Consider the following 15,681-nt stretch of genomic DNA (forward strand, 5'->3'; position numbering starts at 1 on the left):
GGCAATGGCGGCCACGGCGGTGGCTTTGGTCACGGAGGCGGTTTTGGCGGTGGCTTCGGCGGTGGCGGTCATGGTGGCGGCTACGGCGGTGGCCATGGCCACTAAACCAGCTAACACCAGCAGCTAAGACCAGCAGCTAACACCAGCAGCTAACCCCCTCAGCGCACGGCGGCCGACAACCCGGTCGCCTGCGCAGAGATATGCCTAACCCGAAACGGCACGAGCGGACAGATCACCGTCCGCTCGCTCCCCCACTCTCACCGTGCAACCTCGATCAACTTCTCTTGCACGACGAGAAAAACCCTCTCCCCAACAACCCTGCCATCCTCGCGCGCGCCCCCGGTAAAACTGCCGAACGCCGGCAGCACCCCACACGCAGTCCCAAATCGGAAACACGGCACACGTACTGAATCATTGCGCGTCGTAATTCGATAGACGGGATGAACATGCCCTGCGAGCACATACGCGCCCTGCACCCGTTGCGGGTAATGACACAGCGCCCACGGCCCGATGCGCCACGGCTCCTGCACGTACTCGACAGCCAGCGAAGCCGGCATCGCACCCGCATGCCGGTCATGATTCCCCTCGACCAGCACTACCCGCAGTCCCGCATGCCGCGCGCGCCAGAGATGCAACGCGTCGAGCGTCTCCTTCGCATGCGCCTCGCGGGCGTGCAATAAATCGCCCAGAAACACCAGCATGGCCGGCTCGAACGCGGCGATCAGGATATCGAGGCGCATGAGATTGTCGGCCGTCGAACCGACCGGCACCGGAATCCCGCGGGCGCGAAACACGGCGTCCTTGCCGAAATGTGCATCGGCGACAAACAGGCAGCGCAGCGCCGGATCGAACATCGCCCGCAAACTCGACAGCACGACAGGATGCCCGGCGATTTCAACCGGCAGCGAAGCGGGCCTCATGTCCGCGCCGCCTTCTCGAGTTCGGCCAGCATCCGCTCGACGCGATCCGCGAGCTTCTCCGTGCTGACCTTCTCGCGCAAGCGCCCGACAATCAGCGGAAAAGCGAACGGCGTCGGCTTCTTTGGCCGGGTGACGACCACGCGACTTGCGTTCATGCGTTCGAGCGCGATACGAATACGCTGCGCATCGAGTTCCTGCAGCAAGACTTCGGTGTCGGCCTGATCGAGCAGCAGATTGCCCCGATCGTGATTGCGGAAAATCTCGTAGAAGAGGCCACTCGAAGCCTGCAACTGCCGCGCGCTTTTCTGCTGTCCGGGATGTCCTTGAAATACCAGGCCCGACACGCGCGCGATCTCGCGAAAGCGCCGCATCGAGAGCTCGGATGAGTTGAGGCTCGCAAGAATGTCATGTTCGAGTTCATCGAGCGACAATAGCCCGCTCTCCAATGCCGCCGCCCAGTCGAATGGTTGCGCGGACAACAACTCGAATCCGTAATCGTTCATGGAAATAGAAAAGGTGCCGGGCTTGTCACGGGCCACCCGCCATGCGAGCAAGGCCCCCAAACCGATATGCGCTGTACGCCCCGCGAACGGATAACAAAAGAAGTGGTGTCCTTCTCGCGATTTCACCAGTTCCACCACCAATACGCCCGGCTCGGGTAAGGCCGACCACTTCTGCTGCAATTCGAGCAACGGCCGCACAGCGCGCATTTCCGGTTCGTCGTAGATGCCGTCGGCGGCGCGCGCGAGCATCGTCAGTGTTGCATCGGCGAGTTCGGAAGAAAGCGGCATGCGGCTGCCCGCCCATTGCGGCATGGCCCCGCGTGAAGACATGGCGCGCCGCACCCACGCGGTCATATCCTGCACACGAATCAATTCGAGTGCACGTCCGCCGAAAGTAAATATCTCGCCCGGCTTTAATCGTGAAATAAACGATTCCTCGATCGCACCGACTCGGCCGCCCGACAGATAAGCAACGTGCAAGGTGCCGTTCGCGACGATCGTCCCGATGTTGTTGCGGTGCCGGCGTATCAGATCCTCGCGCGGCACGCGGTACAGTCCATCGCTTTCGCGCACCACGCGATGGTAGTCGGGGTACGCGCGCAAAGCCGTGCCACCGCCTTCGACGAAACCGAGCGCCCAGTCGAATTCCTCTTGCGTCAGTTGCCGGTACGCATAGGTGCCGCGAATTTCGCCATACAGTTCCTGGGCATCGAAACCGCCGCCGATCGCCACGGTGACGAGATGCTGCACGAGCACGTCGAACGGTTTCTCCGGCGTTTCGCGGCCTTCTATCTGACGTTTTTCGACGGCTTCGCGCGCGGCGGCGGCTTCGACGAGTTCGAGCGCATGCGTCGGCACGATCGTCACGCGCGATGGACGGCCCGGCGCGTGCCCGGAGCGTCCCGCCCGTTGCATCAGACGTGCGACGCCCTTCGGCGAACCGATCTGAAACACGCGTTCCACGGGAAGAAAATCGACCCCGAGATCGAGGCTCGATGTACACACAACCGCATTCAGCATGCCGCTCTTCAGACCACGTTCCACCCATTCGCGCACGTCCTGGTCGAGTGAACCGTGATGTAGCGCGATCAGGCCGGCCCATTCGGGCCGCGCGTCGAGTAGCGCCTGATACCAGACCTCGCATTGCGAGCGGGTGTTGGTGAAAACCAGCGAAGTCTGTGCCTTGCCAATCGCATCGGCCACGGCACCGACCTGGCGCATGCCGACATGGCCGCCCCACGGAAATCGTTCGATCGTCTCGGGAATCACGGTATCGACGATCAGCGCCTTGGGCAGCACACCGTGCACACTGATGCGCGGCGTCTTTACGGGCGCGAGCAGGACTTCGGCGGCGAAGGGCAGATTGCCGAGTGTCGCCGACAATCCCCACACCTGCAATTCGGGCCGCCAATGCGCGAGCCGCGCAAGTGCGAGTTGCGTTTGCGTGCCGCGTTTGTTGCCGAGCAACTCATGCCATTCGTCCACGATCACCAGCCGAACCTGCGAGAGGACCTCACGCGCATCGGGCCGCGTGAGAATCAACGACAGGCTCTCCGGCGTGGTGACGAGTGCCGACGGCATGCGCCGGTTTTGCCGCGCGCGTTCCGCTGACGAGGTGTCGCCGGTACGCAGCCCGATGCTCCATGGCACGGCGAGCTCGGCCGCCGAACTCTGCAAGGCGCGCGCGGTGTCCGCGGCGAGCGCGCGCATCGGCGTGACCCACAAGACGGTGAGCGGTTCGGGCTGCGTGCGCGGCGTGCGCTTCGATGCGCAGGCCGGTGCGGCAGCGAAAGCGGCGAGGGCGCCGAACCAGACCGCCCACGTTTTACCGGCACCCGTGGTGGCGTGCAACAAACCGCTCGCGCCGGCGCCGATCTCTCGCCACACCTCGCGCTGAAAGTCGAATGGCTGCCAGCGCCGCGCTTCGAACCATGCGTCGAGCTTCTCAGCGAATGGGCGGCGAGCGGCGGCTTCAGCGACCGCAAATGGAAGCGGTTGGAAAGCCGGTTCGCGTGCGTCGAGCCGCGCTTGCTGCTCGCGGCTCTTCGGAATCCGCCGCGGCCGCGCCATCACGTCGGCCAGAACATGCCGACGGCCGCCAACCCCATTGCGAAGGTGGCGAGCCAGCCGAGCCAGCGCAACCAGCCGGTCACGGCGAACTGGCCCATGACCTTGGGACTGGCCGCCATCACCATCACCAGCACCATGATCGGCACGGCCGCGACGCCGTTGATCACCGCGCTCCAATACAGCGCTTTGATCGGATCGAGCCGCATGAACGTGAGCGCAATGCCGCCGACAATCGCGACGGCGATCACGCCATAGAACTGCTTCGCCAGATTCACCTGCAACGCCAGGCTATTGCGCCATTTCATCGCACCCGCTGCCGCATAGGCGGCCGAACCGGCGAGCACCGGCAAAGCCAGCAGACCCGTGCCGATGATGCCGAGACTGAACAGCGCAAACGCCAGGTTGCCGGCAATCGGCTTGAGCGCAGTGGCGGCATCGGCAGTGGTTTTTACCTCGATGTGGTGCGCGTGCAGCGTGGCGGCCGCGGCGAGCATGATGAAAAACGCCACACCGTTCGACATCGCCATGCCGACCCACGTATCTGTATTGATTCGTTTCAGTTGGGCGGACGCTTGCATCGGCGCGCGCAATAGCGCCTGCTCTGCCGGTTTCGAGCGGATCTCCTCGACTTCCTGCGACGCCTGCCAGAAGAACAGATATGGGCTGATCGTCGTCCCGAGTACTGCAACCACGGTGGTCAGATAGCCGCCGGAGAATTGAATCGGCGGTTTCACGATACTCAGTCCGACGCCTTTCCAGTCGATCGGAATCACGAAGATAATGGCGACGTAGGCGAATAACGTAAGCGTCAGCCATTTCAGAACGCTCGCATAGCGTTCGTATGGAATGAATACCTGCATCAGCAGCGACACTGTGCCGAGCAACGCCACGTAGAGTTGAACCGGGCCGCCAATTACCAGTTTGGCGGCGGCGCCCATTGCCGCGAGATCGGCCGCGATATTGATGGTATTGGCCGCGAGTAGAACCAGGACCGCGAGATACAAAAGCGGAGCCGGGTAGTGATGGCGCAGATTGGTGGCAAGTCCTCTGCCGGTCACCCGTCCCATGCGCGCACTGACGAGCTGTATCGACACCATCAGCGGGTAAGTGATCAACAATGTCCACAACAATCCGAAACCAAACTGCGCGCCGGCCTGCGAATAGGTGGCGATGCCGCTCGGATCGTCGTCCGCGGCGCCGGTGATCAGGCCGGGCCCTAACCGCTTCATCCAGGAGCGTTCAGCGACATCTTCAACGACAAGTTCCGGTTCCAGGTTTTCAGGGGTCATCGTAGCCGCCGATAAGGGAAACTGTGTCGTGTCATATAGGTATTGGGCGTACGGGCGCTGCTGCCGGGACAAGAGGGTCGTCCATTCGTGACGTTCCCCAAGCAGGTAGCATTCCTTGTGCCACCCGCTGCGCCGCCCAGTGCCATTGCCTCCGCGATAGTCCGCATCGGCGAGCGGCGGCCCCGGCAAGTTGGCATCCGCTACAATGACACGCACTACCCACCAGGAGATCCGCTTTGAAATTCGCTTTGAAATCTGTCGTTGCTTTGGTTGCCGCAGCTGTTTTGTCCTCGACGGCGATCGCCGCGTCCACCACTGAAAAGCTGCCTTCCGGCGTAATCGTTGAACATCTTACGCAGGGCACGGGCGCTCAACCGGCCGCTGACGACGTCGTGAAGGTCAACTATCGCGGCACGCTAGCCAACGGCACCGAGTTCGATAGCTCGGCGAAGCATGGCGGTCCGGCAACCTTTCCGCTCAATCGCGTGATTCCCTGCTGGACGCAGGGTGTGCAGAAAATGAAAGTTGGCGGTAAAGCCAGGCTGACCTGCCCGGCGGCCACGGCCTATGGCGATCGCGGCGTCGGCGTGATTCCGCCCAATAGCGACCTGACGTTTGAAGTCGAACTGGTTGGTATCGTCAAATAATACAGCCCCAGACTCATGAGACTGAACCCCGCTCCGGATAACCCAGGCGGGGTTTTTCTTTTTCTGGGCTACTGCATCTATTTCGAGTGACGGGTCATTCCAGAAGATCTAGAAGAAGAGAAGTTCTGGCTTTACCCGGCCAGCGCGAATAGCCTCGATACATCCGCGAGAGTGAAAACCCCATTAATGCCGGGTCCGCGCTATTCGCAATCGGCGTCGATCTGGCGGATTCGTCATCTGATAGGGCCGGCGGCAGCGTCACTCACGCGCGCCATGATTGCCGGCGGTGTCTTTTTCAAAGTCCCGTGCTATCAGTCGTTTACTTCTACAGGGGCGCCGGCGCAGCATTAGCCGCCGGCGCATTCCAGAAGAGCCGGCCGTCATTCGTTGCGCGAGCGCCTGTCATGAACATCGACTTTCACTACGGTGTGGTCTACATCGTCGCCCGCGTCGGCGGGATGACAGCCGGCGATGCGGTTACGGTGGCGCATGCCTGCCAGTACGTCGACGATGCGACCACTTCCGGCATACTGCGTTTTCAGGGCGGCGAGACTTTTGAGCGCTTCGCGACCGCGCACAAGCTATTCGACTATACCAATACCGAAAACGACCAGAACCGGTTGGTGTGGACGCCATTTCATTTTCTTCCCGCGGGCGTTGGGGAGACGCTCGACGAGAAGGCGGTATGCCGGCCGGACAGCACCGTTGCTCGCGAGGTGGTTCGCCGGGCAATCCGGCAGCGCGGCACCGACACGGCATTGCACCGGCTGGGCGTGGCGCTTCACACTTACGTCGACACATGGGCACATCAGGGGTTCTCCGGTATCGAAAGTCCGATGAACCGTGTTCATATGCTGGAGGCGGAAGATTGCACGCGAGAAGGCTGGCTGGTCCGCCTTACCCGCGCGACACGGCATCTGGTCGAACGCATTGAAGGAGATCTATTGACGCTTGCATTGCCCGTGGGGCACGGCGCTGCTTTGCATTATCCCGATCAGCCGTGGGCGAAATGGCATTACGTCGACGGCAGAAACGTGTCCGTCAAACGGCACAATCTGCCGGAGTTCATGCAGGCGGCCGAGATGACGTGCCGCGCGGTGCGCGGCTATGTCGCGGGGCGGGAAGACTTTGAATACCAGCCCGGTCTGCCGGCAGATGTCAACGCCGCGCTCACGAGGCTTCTCGACACCAACCGGAACCTGGACGACAACAAGCGTTTGCAGACCATTTGCGCAGCGGTGAAAACCGATGCCATTCCCGGTCTGTCAGAGTCGGTTCCGGACTATGTGCCCAAAGGGCTCGGTTCCTGGAAATACAAAGCCACCGGTTTGCAGTCCGACGACGATTCCGGCGACCGCCCGAGCTGGGGCGAAGCGTTTGAGAAAAGTGATTACCGGCGCTTTCACGATGCCGTCAAGCAGCACCGTTTCGTGACTACGCAGGAGATTCTGCCGGCTTGCGGACTGCGGATCGCGTGAATCGGCCGGGCTATTCCACCTTCACGGGCTGACGTTGCGCGGCCCGTTCTTGCGCCTGCTTCCTAGCCATGTGTCGTCCCACGAGGCACCCGCCCACCGCGCCCACCACCGCGTGGTGCCCGGCATAATGGCCGGCAACCGCGCCCACCACCGCGCCTTTCATACAGCCGGCCGCGTTCGCCGTGCCCACCGTGACCGAAGTCAGTACAACCGCCGCGAGGGCGGCCTTGATAAAACCAGCTTTCATCTGAAAGTACCTTGCTATTGAGTTTTCAAAACCATCCGAATGCGACTGGGGTGCCACTGCCCGGCTACCCAGTACAGCCTGGAGTGTAAAAGGACAGTTCGCAGACAGGTGAAACAGCGCTGCGGGATTGGTTACGCCGGATTACGAGCTAAAAAGTGAACGGCCGCCCTTTGAATCCGCGGATGCGCGCCTATAGTAGAAGCGGCAATTGCCGCATTGCACAGCGGCGGGCCTTTCTTGACGTGGGTGACGGGGAAACAGAAATGACGCCATCGAACGCTGCGATCTATCAGGCCCAGGCTTGCACGCCGGATTCATTACGAACGCTTGCCGGCTATCTCGAACTGGCGCTCGACGAAGGAGAAAGCGTGGTTCTGATGCGGATTGGCACGCAGGTGCGCAGTGTTTATGTCGGCAATCCGTCCGGCACGCTGGAGGATTTGACGGATCATGGCGTAGTCGCCGCTTTTCAGGCCGACGAGATGCTGGCATTGACGCAGTTGGGACTCAACCGGATAACCGCAGATGATCAACAGTACCGGTTCATGCGCAGTGTGAGGTATATCGCCGACCGCCAGGTCGTCGTCTTTACTCCCATTTAAGCGACCGGTCAGCAAAAGGAAAGACTAAAGAATAGGGTTATCGGTAGTGGACTCGAAAGATTCGTACTCCACTGAATGCGTTTTCACGTAATTCTGATGTTGTTATAGCCCTATAGATCTGCCTTTCTCGCGCTATTCATGGCATAGTTCGATCGATTACCACACAAGGAGCAATCAAATGCCAACGTTAGAGCAAATCCAAGCAAAGCTTAAGAAGCTCCAGGCACAAGCCGACGTCCTGATTGCCAGGAAAGCACAAGTCGCGGTCGACCAGATTCGCGACCTGATGCTCAAGCACGGCCTGACTACCGCGGATATCGAAGCAAAGGCAAAGGCGAGACGCGCTGCGCTGGGCCTGAATGGCCATGCGGCAGGCGGCAAGGCAAAAGCCGCTGGCGCAGGCAAGACGCCGCCGAAGTACCGCGACCATAAGACCGGTGCAACCTGGACAGGCCATGGCCGTGCACCGGCCTGGATTGCCGCGGTAAAAGACCGGACTCAATTCCTGATCGACGGCGCGAGCGAACTGAAGGCAACGGCAAAGTCGGCAGTCACTCACGCTAAAGCCGCGAGTAAAGGTCAGCCTAAAGGCGCGCAGCCGGCCAAGTACCTCAATCCCAAAACCGGCGCCACCTGGAGCGGACGCGGTCCGGCGCCGGCATGGCTTGCAACGGTCAAAGACCGCAGCAAATTCCTGATCGATAGCGCCGCCGCCACTCAGAACCTCGCCGCCACGAAAGTAGTGAAGGCGAAAAGGGCAGTAGCGTCGAAAACGGCAACTAAAAAGGCCGCGGCAAAGAAAAGCGCGGCGAAGCCTGCAGTAAAGAAAGCCGCGGCAAAGAAGGCGGCTGTGAAGAAGACCGCTGCGGCAAAGAAAGCCCCGGGCCGCAAGGCGGGTAGTCAACGCAAAGCCGGCGCGACGAGCGCGGCCGCAGCGCCGCAAACCCCGACGGTGCAAGCCGGAGCGTGAGCGTAACGGAGTCGCGAAGTAGATGACTGGTACGCTCGATTCATCCCAGCAGGAAGACCACGTCGTCCTGCTGGACTCCGTTCCTCGTCCGGCGGCCGACGCTGCCGAGCCGTTTATTGTCGCCAGCGATCGCCGTGTCATTCTGGCTTATCCGATTGCTGAATCCGACTTCGAACGGTTCGGACCATTCGATTCCGACGACGATCCATTTTGCACGGTGCTATTTCCCGACGCCGTGTTTCATCGATTGGGGCCGCCCGGCGATCTCGATCTCGAGATTCATCCCCTCGCGTCGCAAGGGCTCAGTGGGTACTCGGTTCACGAAGTCATGAATTCTTCATTGGCCGCAGAAATTTCGGCCGTGGCTTCGCACGGGTCCGCACAACGCCACTTTGTGATCACATTTCAGGACTCTACGTTTGAATGCGTGGCGTCGGACTATACGGTGGTCGGTGTGTATGGCGCGGGAGAGATCGCCAGCCGGGAAGCATTCGCACTGGTCCGTTAGTGTTGTGAGGCAACGGGCACGCGCAATGCGTCCTGCTTTGGGTTGTAGAGCCCGGGCTTAAGGTCCGGGCGCTTTCTCCAAACCGCAAACCGCGGGGCGCCGACCTTTGCGCGTCTTGCCGATTAGCATCGAGGCCACGCATGCTGACGATTGCAATTACCGCCTTTGTCACACTCATCATCGTTCTGGTGATTGCCAATCTGTCGAGTGGTGAGAAGAAGATCGAACACAAGATCGACCGGCTCTACGCGAGCCACGATCCACAATTTCTCCGTTCCATGGGTTTGCTGCTCGGGCCGCCCGTCATCTCGGGGAACCGCTTCGAGATGCTGCTGAACGGCGAGCATATTTTTCCGTCGATGCTCGAAGGTATTCGGTCCGCGCGCAAAACCATCACGTTTGAAACGTTCATCTACTGGTCCGGCGAAATTGGCGAGCAGATCGCCCAGGCATTGGCGGATAAGGCACGGGAAGGCGTCGCCGTGCACGTACTGCTCGATTGGGTCGGCTCGTCGAAAATGGACAAGCGCTATCTGAACATTCTGCGCGATGCGGGCGCAGAAGTGATCCAGTATCACAAGCCGCACTGGACCGGTCTGGGCCGGATGAACGATCGCACTCACCGCAAGCTGCTGGTGATCGATGGACGTATCGGTTTTACCGGCGGCGTGGGCATTGCGCCGGAGTGGACCGGCCGCGCGCAAGACGAAAAGCATTGGCGTGATACCCATTTCCGGGTAGCCGGGCCCGTGGTGGGCCATATGCAGGCCGTATTCATGGACAACTGGGTCAAAGCGACTGGCAATGTTCTGCATGGGGCCGATTACTTTCCGGAAGTCGCGGCTGTCGGCGATGGTCTTGCGCATATGTTCAGCAGCTCGCCTTCGGGCGGCAGCGACGACATGCAATTGATGTATCTGATGGCGATTACCGCGGCCACTCACTCCATTCATCTGGCGAGTGCCTACTTCGTGCCGGACAAGCTGACGATCAATGCGATTGTCGAGGCAGCAAAGCGCGGCGTGAAAGTACAGATCATCACGCCCGGAAAGCGCATCGATACCCATACCGTGCGCGAAGCGTCACGCGCCTGTTGGGGTGATCTGTTGCGAGCCGGTGTCGAGATTTTCGAGTATCAGCCGACCATGTTTCACTGCAAGTTGCTGGTGGTGGACGAATATCTGGTCTCGGTCGGTTCCACCAATTTCGATAGCCGCTCGTTCAAGCTCAATGACGAAGCAAACCTGAACATCTACAACCGCGACTTCGCGAAGCAGCAAACCGCCACCTTCGCGGACGATATCAAGCGTTCACAGCAGATCACGCTCGATGCGTGGCTGCGGCGGCCGTTGACCGAAAAGCTGATCGAGAAGTTCGTGCCGCTGCTGGATACGCAACTGTGATGCCGATGCTTTGATCGCGCGGTTTTGTGTGCGGCTAGTTGCCCGGGTCGACTTCGGATTTATCCGGATCTGCAAGCGTTTTATAGGGCAGCGATGCGGCGTGCGGATTGGTTGTAGTGTCATCGATCACGCGATCCACATCCGCGGTTTTCGCGAGTTCAGTGAGGAACGCCTGTTTATCGAAGCCGGGCGCGACGCAGCCTTGCACGTAAATGAAACGGCGTTGCAGTGTGAGCCATAGTGTCGACTGCTCGCGCCAGTGCGTGACGTAATTGATGTTCGTGAGACGCCGTTGCACGGCATCGGCGATCTCCGTGTCGTACAGATACGCGTTCGACAGGCGGCAACGTCCCTCCACCCAGCAGCTATTGCCGCGCTCAATCCGGTAATGACTGTCGTCGAGCCATTCCTGTTCGGTCTCGAGTGGGCCTAAAGGCACCGGGCAGTCGCCGATCGCTTTGGATATCTGAAAGAACGGGTCTTGGCCGCGATTGAGGCGCCGCGCGTCGGCGTGGGCGTGCAGCGAGGCCACGCTCAACAGCAGGCTTGCGAGCTTGAGGCGGATCGGGCGGTTCATCGTCTCGGCTCCGGGATTTTGAGCGTGGGATAGACGGCGTTGATTCTCGATTAGCTGGTGGAGATCATGCAGCGGATGCAGTTACCTCAGCGGCTCTGACGCCGGTTCTCGACAGCAAACTTGATCAACTCAGCCTGACCTTCGATATCGAGTTTGCGTTTAAGATTCAGCCGGTGCGTTTCCACCGTGCGCACCGAAAGCTCATTGCGTTGAGCGATCTGCTTACTCGACAGACCTTCCGCCAGCGCATCGAGAATATCGCGTTCGCGTGGCGTGAGCCGTTCAATCGGCGACTGCATGGCCGAGGCCTGAATCAAACGCGCACCGAGTCCCGCGCTGAAAAACGTCCTGCCTTCGAGCACCGCGCCGATCGCCTGAATGATTTCGGTGGCGGGTGAATCCTTGAGCACGTAGCCACTGGCGCCGGCGCGTACCGCCTGCGTCACGTACTCGAGGTTGTCGTGCATGGAGAGCATCAGCACGCGTATCGCCGGGAAGCGCTCATGAAACATGCCGGCCAGAGCAATCCCGTTCATCCCGTTCATGCCGACGTCCATCAGCACCAGATGCGGTTCCTGACTGGTCGCGAGCGCGAGTGCTTCCTGCGCATTGCCCGCTTCGCCGACGATTTCGATGTTGCGCACCGCTTCGAGACGAGCGCGCAAACCGTCGCGAACCAACGGATGATCGTCGATGAGAACCAGACGTGCGGTGGCGGTTGAGGCGTCATTCATGGTCAGCGTTCCTGCAAGGCGGCCAATTGAGGTTCATGCGTTTCCAGCGGCACGCGTGCGCTCACGTGCGTGTGTCCAGGTTGCGAGCTGAGCGACAGCTTGCCGCCCAGTGCTTCCAGCCGCTCGCGCATATTGCGCAGACCCACACCGGAGCGCCGGCCGACGAACGCGTGCGCTACGTCGAAACCGCGCCCATTGTCCGAGATCGTCAACGTCACGGCATCGTTCGATGTTTCCAGCGCCAGTGCCGCGCGCGATGCGTGTGCGTGGCGCACGATGTTCGTCAGCGCCTCCTGGGCGATACGGAACAGGACCGTGTTGACCGCCTCGGGTAAAACCGGGGCGTTCGTGTGGACGATTTGCGTGAAACCGATCTCGATTCCGGACTCGTCGCTCAACTCGCGCGTGAGCTGTTCCAGGGCCGCCGCCACACCGAGGTCATCGAGCATCGACGGACGCAGCGCGTGAGATATACGACGCACCTCGCGTAACGTATCGCCGAGGCGGGTAAGGCTGGTGGAAAGCGCCGCTTCCGCTGCGGGCACCCGCACTTCACTGCGTTCGAAACGCGCCAATGCGGATTCGAGCAGCAGCTTCACGGAGACCATCATCTGGCTGATGCCGTCGTGCAATTCACGCGACAGTCGTGCCCGTTCGTTTTCCTGCGAGTCGACCACCTGTTGCGCGAGCCGCTTCAGTTTCGCGTCGGCGCTGCGATATTCGGTGACGTTGAGCACGAGCGCGCACAACGCGATCACGGCGAGCCCGGCGAGCGCGATGGTATCGATCCACCGCATCGTCCGATCGATGTTGGCCGCCGCGCCCTGATCGATGTGCGCGAGCGTGGCGTCGACATCGTCGAGATAGATGCCGGTGCCGATCATCCAGCCCCAGCGTTCGAGCGGCACCACATAGCCCAATTTCGACGCGAGCTTGCCCGTCGACGGACGGTGCCACACGTAACGCACATAACCGCCGCCGCGCGAAGCCGCGGCGAGCAGTTGCTGGATCGTCAACGTGCCTTGCGGATCGCGCAGATCCCACAGGTCACGTCCGACCAGATCGGGCTCGCGCGGGTGCATCAGCGAACGTCCGTGCATGTCGTAGACGAAGAAGTAGCCGTCCTTGCCGAAATCCATTTTCTGCAGGACGTCGAGCGCGCGGGTGCGCAGCATCGCATCGTCGCGCGCGTTGTCGCCGCCGGCGTCGTAGAGCGGCGCGATCGCCGTGGTGGCGAGCTCGACGTAATGCTTCAGTTCAATTTCCTTGCTGGCCATGTACGCGGCCTGGGTGGTCGCGTGCTGCGTCTCGGCGAGCGCGGTGGCTTCCTCGCGTACACCGGTTTCAATGCTGGCGATGGCCGCCAGAAAGGGCACGATCGCCAGCAGGACAATCTTTGCTTTGAGTTTCATCGTTGAAGAACGGCCGACAGACTACGTGGTATTACGTAGCCGGCTTACGTAGTTGCGCGCTTGTAAGGACGCTCACGAAGGCGAATACTACATCCCCGCGACGTACCGCGCCTGCAGGCGCGCGCGGGGCATCCGCACGATGCGGGTCTGACTTGCGGTGAGGTGGGTGCTCATTCGTATGAATGTTCCATTCGTCAGGCCTTTTTCAACAGCCGCGTTCTGCCGCGGCGCAATGAGCACACGCTGGTTTTGCCGCCTAATATCAGGTAATCGGTTTTTGCGCGTGCCCGGCCACAAGTCATGGCGCGCGATTTCAATAATAGACTTAGGAGAAGATTGTGGAGACCTCCCAATCCGCCGGCCGTTCATGGCTCTGGCTTATCTTGCTGATCCCGTATATCGCGTTGCTCTGGCTGCCGTTCTATAACGACACGCGCCCCTCGTTCGCCGGCTTTCCGTTCTTCTACTGGTATCAGTTCTTGTGGGTTCCGCTGACCTCGCTGCTGATTTACGTCGTGTACCGAGGTGTCAAATGAGCGATCTGAATCCCGTGAACCCGGTCGCGATGACCGTCTTTATCGCTTTCTTCGTTCTCGTCACCGTGATTGGTTTTTTTGCCGCGCGCTGGAAGCGGGGCGACCTGACGCAATTGCACGAATGGGGCCTTGGTGGCCGCCAGTTCGGCACGGTGATTTCGTGGTTCCTCGTGGGCGGCGACTTCTATACCGCCTACACCGTGATCGCGGTGCCCGCACTGGTGTATTCGGTGGGCGCATATGGCTTCTTTGCGCTGCCGTACACAATCATTGTCTATCCGTTCGTGTTCGCGGTGATGCCGAAGCTGTGGAAGATCGCTCACGCGAAGAACCACATCACGGGGGCGGACTACGTGCAGGGTGAATATGGCGGCAAGTGGTTTCCCGCCGCGGTCGCGATCACCGGCATTGTCGCCACCATGCCGTATATCGCGCTGCAACTGGTGGGTATGCAGGTGGTGATCAAGGGCCTCGGCGTGACCGGCGAAATGCCGCTGATCGTCGCCTTCGTGATTCTTGCGCTGTACACGTATGCAAGCGGCTTGCGGGCGCCGGCGATGATCGCGTTCGTCAAGGACATCATGATCTATATCGTCGTGATCGCGGCGGTCTGGCTGATTCCCGCGAAGCTCGGCGGCTATGCGCATGTGTTCGATGCGGCCGATACGTATTTCAAGGCCAAGGGCGGCGCGACCGGCATCATTCTGAAGCCGACGCAGTTCACCGCGTATGCATCGCTTGCTTTGGGTTCGGCACTCGCGGCGTTCATGTATCCGCACACGATGACGGCGGTGTTGTCGTCCTCGTCGGCGAACACAGTGCGCAAGAATGCGATCTTCCTGCCGGCGTACACGTTGTTGCTGGGGTTGATCGCGTTGCTCGGCTATATGGCGATTGCGGCCGGCGTGCATGTGAAGTCCGCCTCCGACATGGTGCCGGCACTCTTCAATACGTTGTTCCCGTCATGGTTCGTCGGCTTTGCGGCCGCGGCAATTGCGATTAGCGCATTGGTGCCCGCGGCGATCATGTCGATTGGCGCGGCCAATCTGTTTACGCGGAATTTGTGGCGTCCTCTGGTCTCGCCGAATATGACGCCCGAGGCGGAAGCATCGACCGCGAAGATGGCTTCGCTCGTCGTGAAGTTCGGTGCGCTGTTGTTTATCGTGTTCTTGCCGACGCAGTATGCAATTGATTTGCAATTGCTGGGTGGGGTCTGGATTTTGCAGATTTTCCCGGCCATTGTGTTTTCCTTGTACACGCGCCGTCTGAATACGCCGGGCCTGTTCCTCGGTTGGCTGGTCGGGATCGTGATCGGCACGGCACTGGCTATTTCGCAAGGGCTCAAGCCGGTATTTGCGCTGCATATCGGCGGTGCCACGTGGCCGCTTTATATCGGCTTGATCGCGTTGGCCGCGAATATTGTGGTTAGTTTTGCTGTTTCGGTTTTGTCGCCGCGCAGGAGTGTGGTCGCGGTTTAAGGTTGCAGTCTTTCCAGCCGGCGCTGTGGAGTGGCTTACTCCGCGGCGCCGGCTTTTGTTTTTGTGCGGTCGGACGAACCCGGACTCGATCGGGCATAAGCGATGCTATAAATGAACGATGCGTGCAGCGCGTTTATAGGGAGGACAGGTCATGCAGTTCGACTACAAGCACTTCCACATCGATTGCCGGGCCCGCCACGCAGAAGACGGCGCTTACCATGCGCGGGCCCGGATTAGCCGCGTGCCTCAGAAGCACGAGCACGTTCAGTCGCACGATTCGGGCGACATCGACGCCTTTTCGAACGAA

15 protein-coding genes are annotated in these 15,681 nt (G+C 60.6%); 8 read left to right on the forward strand and 7 right to left on the reverse strand.

Features of this window, described 5'->3' with window-relative positions:
• Window positions 1-257: 257 nt before the first annotated feature.
• From pdeM to QOC89_RS31560, 3 genes are read right to left on the reverse strand one after another with little or no spacing between them, the layout of a single operon-like run.
• Window positions 258-920 carry a ligase-associated DNA damage response endonuclease PdeM gene (gene pdeM / locus QOC89_RS31550; protein ID WP_323048630.1) on the reverse strand — a complete coding sequence of 221 codons (663 nt, stop codon included), beginning with the start codon at window positions 918-920 and terminating at the stop codon, window positions 258-260.
• On the reverse strand, window positions 917-3,493 hold the full coding sequence (locus QOC89_RS31555) for a ligase-associated DNA damage response DEXH box helicase (RefSeq protein ID WP_323048631.1): 2,577 nt from the start codon (window positions 3,491-3,493) through the stop codon (window positions 917-919). The genes pdeM and QOC89_RS31555 overlap by 4 nt, the downstream gene beginning before the upstream one ends.
• Window positions 3,493-4,782 (reverse strand): divalent metal cation transporter, encoded by a 1,290-nt coding sequence (locus QOC89_RS31560; protein WP_323048632.1) that lies wholly within the window; start codon window positions 4,780-4,782, stop codon window positions 3,493-3,495. Before QOC89_RS31560 ends, QOC89_RS31555 begins: the two co-directional genes overlap by 1 nt.
• A 248-nt stretch (window positions 4,783-5,030) precedes the next feature.
• Here QOC89_RS31560 and QOC89_RS31565 point away from each other — a divergent pair, with 248 nt between their 5' ends.
• Both QOC89_RS31565 and QOC89_RS31570 read left to right on the forward strand, forming a co-directional pair.
• Window positions 5,031-5,429 carry an FKBP-type peptidyl-prolyl cis-trans isomerase gene (locus tag QOC89_RS31565; protein ID WP_323048643.1) on the forward strand — a complete coding sequence of 133 codons (399 nt, stop codon included), beginning with the start codon at window positions 5,031-5,033 and terminating at the stop codon, window positions 5,427-5,429.
• Between the two features lie 404 nt (window positions 5,430-5,833).
• Complete coding sequence (locus tag QOC89_RS31570; protein WP_323048633.1) at window positions 5,834-6,907, forward strand: DUF6765 family protein; 1,074 nt, start codon at window positions 5,834-5,836, stop codon at window positions 6,905-6,907.
• Window positions 6,908-6,917: 10 nt separating this feature from the next.
• On the opposite strand, the gene QOC89_RS31575 is transcribed toward QOC89_RS31570, so the two are convergent.
• Window positions 6,918-7,154: a hypothetical protein gene (locus QOC89_RS31575; RefSeq protein WP_323048634.1), complete on the reverse strand. Its 237-nt coding sequence runs from the start codon at window positions 7,152-7,154 to the stop codon at window positions 6,918-6,920.
• Window positions 7,155-7,309: 155 nt separating this feature from the next.
• Here QOC89_RS31575 and QOC89_RS31580 point away from each other — a divergent pair, with 155 nt between their 5' ends.
• The 4 genes from QOC89_RS31580 to cls all read left to right on the forward strand — a co-directional run bounded on the left by QOC89_RS31580 (window position 7,310) and on the right by cls (window position 10,637).
• On the forward strand, window positions 7,310-7,756 hold the full coding sequence (locus QOC89_RS31580) for a hypothetical protein (RefSeq protein ID WP_323048635.1): 447 nt from the start codon (window positions 7,310-7,312) through the stop codon (window positions 7,754-7,756).
• Window positions 7,757-7,934: 178 nt separating this feature from the next.
• Window positions 7,935-8,726 carry an H-NS family nucleoid-associated regulatory protein gene (locus QOC89_RS31585; RefSeq protein WP_323048636.1) on the forward strand — a complete coding sequence of 264 codons (792 nt, stop codon included), beginning with the start codon at window positions 7,935-7,937 and terminating at the stop codon, window positions 8,724-8,726.
• A 22-nt stretch (window positions 8,727-8,748) separates the two neighbouring features.
• Window positions 8,749-9,234, forward strand: a complete 486-nt coding sequence (locus QOC89_RS31590; protein WP_323048637.1) for a hypothetical protein — start codon at window positions 8,749-8,751, stop codon at window positions 9,232-9,234.
• Between the two features lie 140 nt (window positions 9,235-9,374).
• Window positions 9,375-10,637, forward strand: a complete 1,263-nt coding sequence (gene cls, locus QOC89_RS31595) for a cardiolipin synthase (protein WP_323048638.1) — start codon at window positions 9,375-9,377, stop codon at window positions 10,635-10,637.
• Between the two features lie 34 nt (window positions 10,638-10,671).
• Here cls and QOC89_RS31600 read toward each other — a convergent pair whose 3' ends face one another.
• The 3 genes from QOC89_RS31600 to QOC89_RS31610 form a co-directional block, all read right to left on the reverse strand.
• Window positions 10,672-11,214, reverse strand: a complete 543-nt coding sequence (locus QOC89_RS31600; RefSeq protein ID WP_323048639.1) for a hypothetical protein — start codon at window positions 11,212-11,214, stop codon at window positions 10,672-10,674.
• Window positions 11,215-11,300: 86 nt separating this feature from the next.
• Window positions 11,301-11,948 (reverse strand): response regulator transcription factor, encoded by a 648-nt coding sequence (locus QOC89_RS31605; RefSeq protein ID WP_323048640.1) that lies wholly within the window; start codon window positions 11,946-11,948, stop codon window positions 11,301-11,303.
• Window positions 11,949-11,950: 2 nt separating this feature from the next.
• On the reverse strand, window positions 11,951-13,360 hold the full coding sequence (locus tag QOC89_RS31610; RefSeq protein ID WP_323048641.1) for a cache domain-containing protein: 1,410 nt from the start codon (window positions 13,358-13,360) through the stop codon (window positions 11,951-11,953).
• 338 nt (window positions 13,361-13,698) lie between these two features.
• Here QOC89_RS31610 and QOC89_RS31615 point away from each other — a divergent pair, with 338 nt between their 5' ends.
• Window positions 13,699-13,896, forward strand: coding sequence for a DUF3311 domain-containing protein (locus tag QOC89_RS31615; RefSeq protein ID WP_093634922.1), 198 nt, complete (start codon window positions 13,699-13,701; stop codon window positions 13,894-13,896).
• Window positions 13,893-15,374, forward strand: coding sequence for a monocarboxylate uptake permease MctP (mctP, locus tag QOC89_RS31620; protein ID WP_323048642.1), 1,482 nt, complete (start codon window positions 13,893-13,895; stop codon window positions 15,372-15,374). Before QOC89_RS31615 ends, mctP begins: the two co-directional genes overlap by 4 nt.
• Window positions 15,375-15,681: the final 307 nt, after the last annotated feature.

The sequence above is a fragment of the Paraburkholderia sp. genome (genome assembly GCF_034668105.1).
In the GTDB taxonomy this organism is placed as follows: Bacteria; Pseudomonadota; Gammaproteobacteria; order Burkholderiales; family Burkholderiaceae; genus Paraburkholderia.

What these genes read in the sequence shown, in the direction of transcription:
- QOC89_RS31590 (WP_323048637.1), top strand. Translation starts at nt 8,749, where the DNA reads ATGACTGGTACGCTCGATTCATCCCAGCAGGAAGACCACGTCGTCCTG.
- QOC89_RS31610 (WP_323048641.1), bottom strand. Translation starts at nt 13,360, where the DNA reads ATGAAACTCAAAGCAAAGATTGTCCTGCTGGCGATCGTGCCCTTTCTG.
- mctP (WP_323048642.1), top strand. Translation starts at nt 13,893, where the DNA reads ATGAGCGATCTGAATCCCGTGAACCCGGTCGCGATGACCGTCTTTATC.
- QOC89_RS31555 (WP_323048631.1), bottom strand. Translation starts at nt 3,493, where the DNA reads ATGGCGCGGCCGCGGCGGATTCCGAAGAGCCGCGAGCAGCAAGCGCGG.
- QOC89_RS31585 (WP_323048636.1), top strand. Translation starts at nt 7,935, where the DNA reads ATGCCAACGTTAGAGCAAATCCAAGCAAAGCTTAAGAAGCTCCAGGCA.
- QOC89_RS31570 (WP_323048633.1), top strand. Translation starts at nt 5,834, where the DNA reads ATGAACATCGACTTTCACTACGGTGTGGTCTACATCGTCGCCCGCGTC.
- QOC89_RS31575 (WP_323048634.1), bottom strand. Translation starts at nt 7,154, where the DNA reads ATGAAAGCTGGTTTTATCAAGGCCGCCCTCGCGGCGGTTGTACTGACT.
- pdeM (WP_323048630.1), bottom strand. Translation starts at nt 920, where the DNA reads ATGAGGCCCGCTTCGCTGCCGGTTGAAATCGCCGGGCATCCTGTCGTG.
- QOC89_RS31600 (WP_323048639.1), bottom strand. Translation starts at nt 11,214, where the DNA reads ATGAACCGCCCGATCCGCCTCAAGCTCGCAAGCCTGCTGTTGAGCGTG.
- QOC89_RS31605 (WP_323048640.1), bottom strand. Translation starts at nt 11,948, where the DNA reads ATGAATGACGCCTCAACCGCCACCGCACGTCTGGTTCTCATCGACGAT.
- cls (WP_323048638.1), top strand. Translation starts at nt 9,375, where the DNA reads ATGCTGACGATTGCAATTACCGCCTTTGTCACACTCATCATCGTTCTG.
- QOC89_RS31560 (WP_323048632.1), bottom strand. Translation starts at nt 4,782, where the DNA reads ATGACCCCTGAAAACCTGGAACCGGAACTTGTCGTTGAAGATGTCGCT.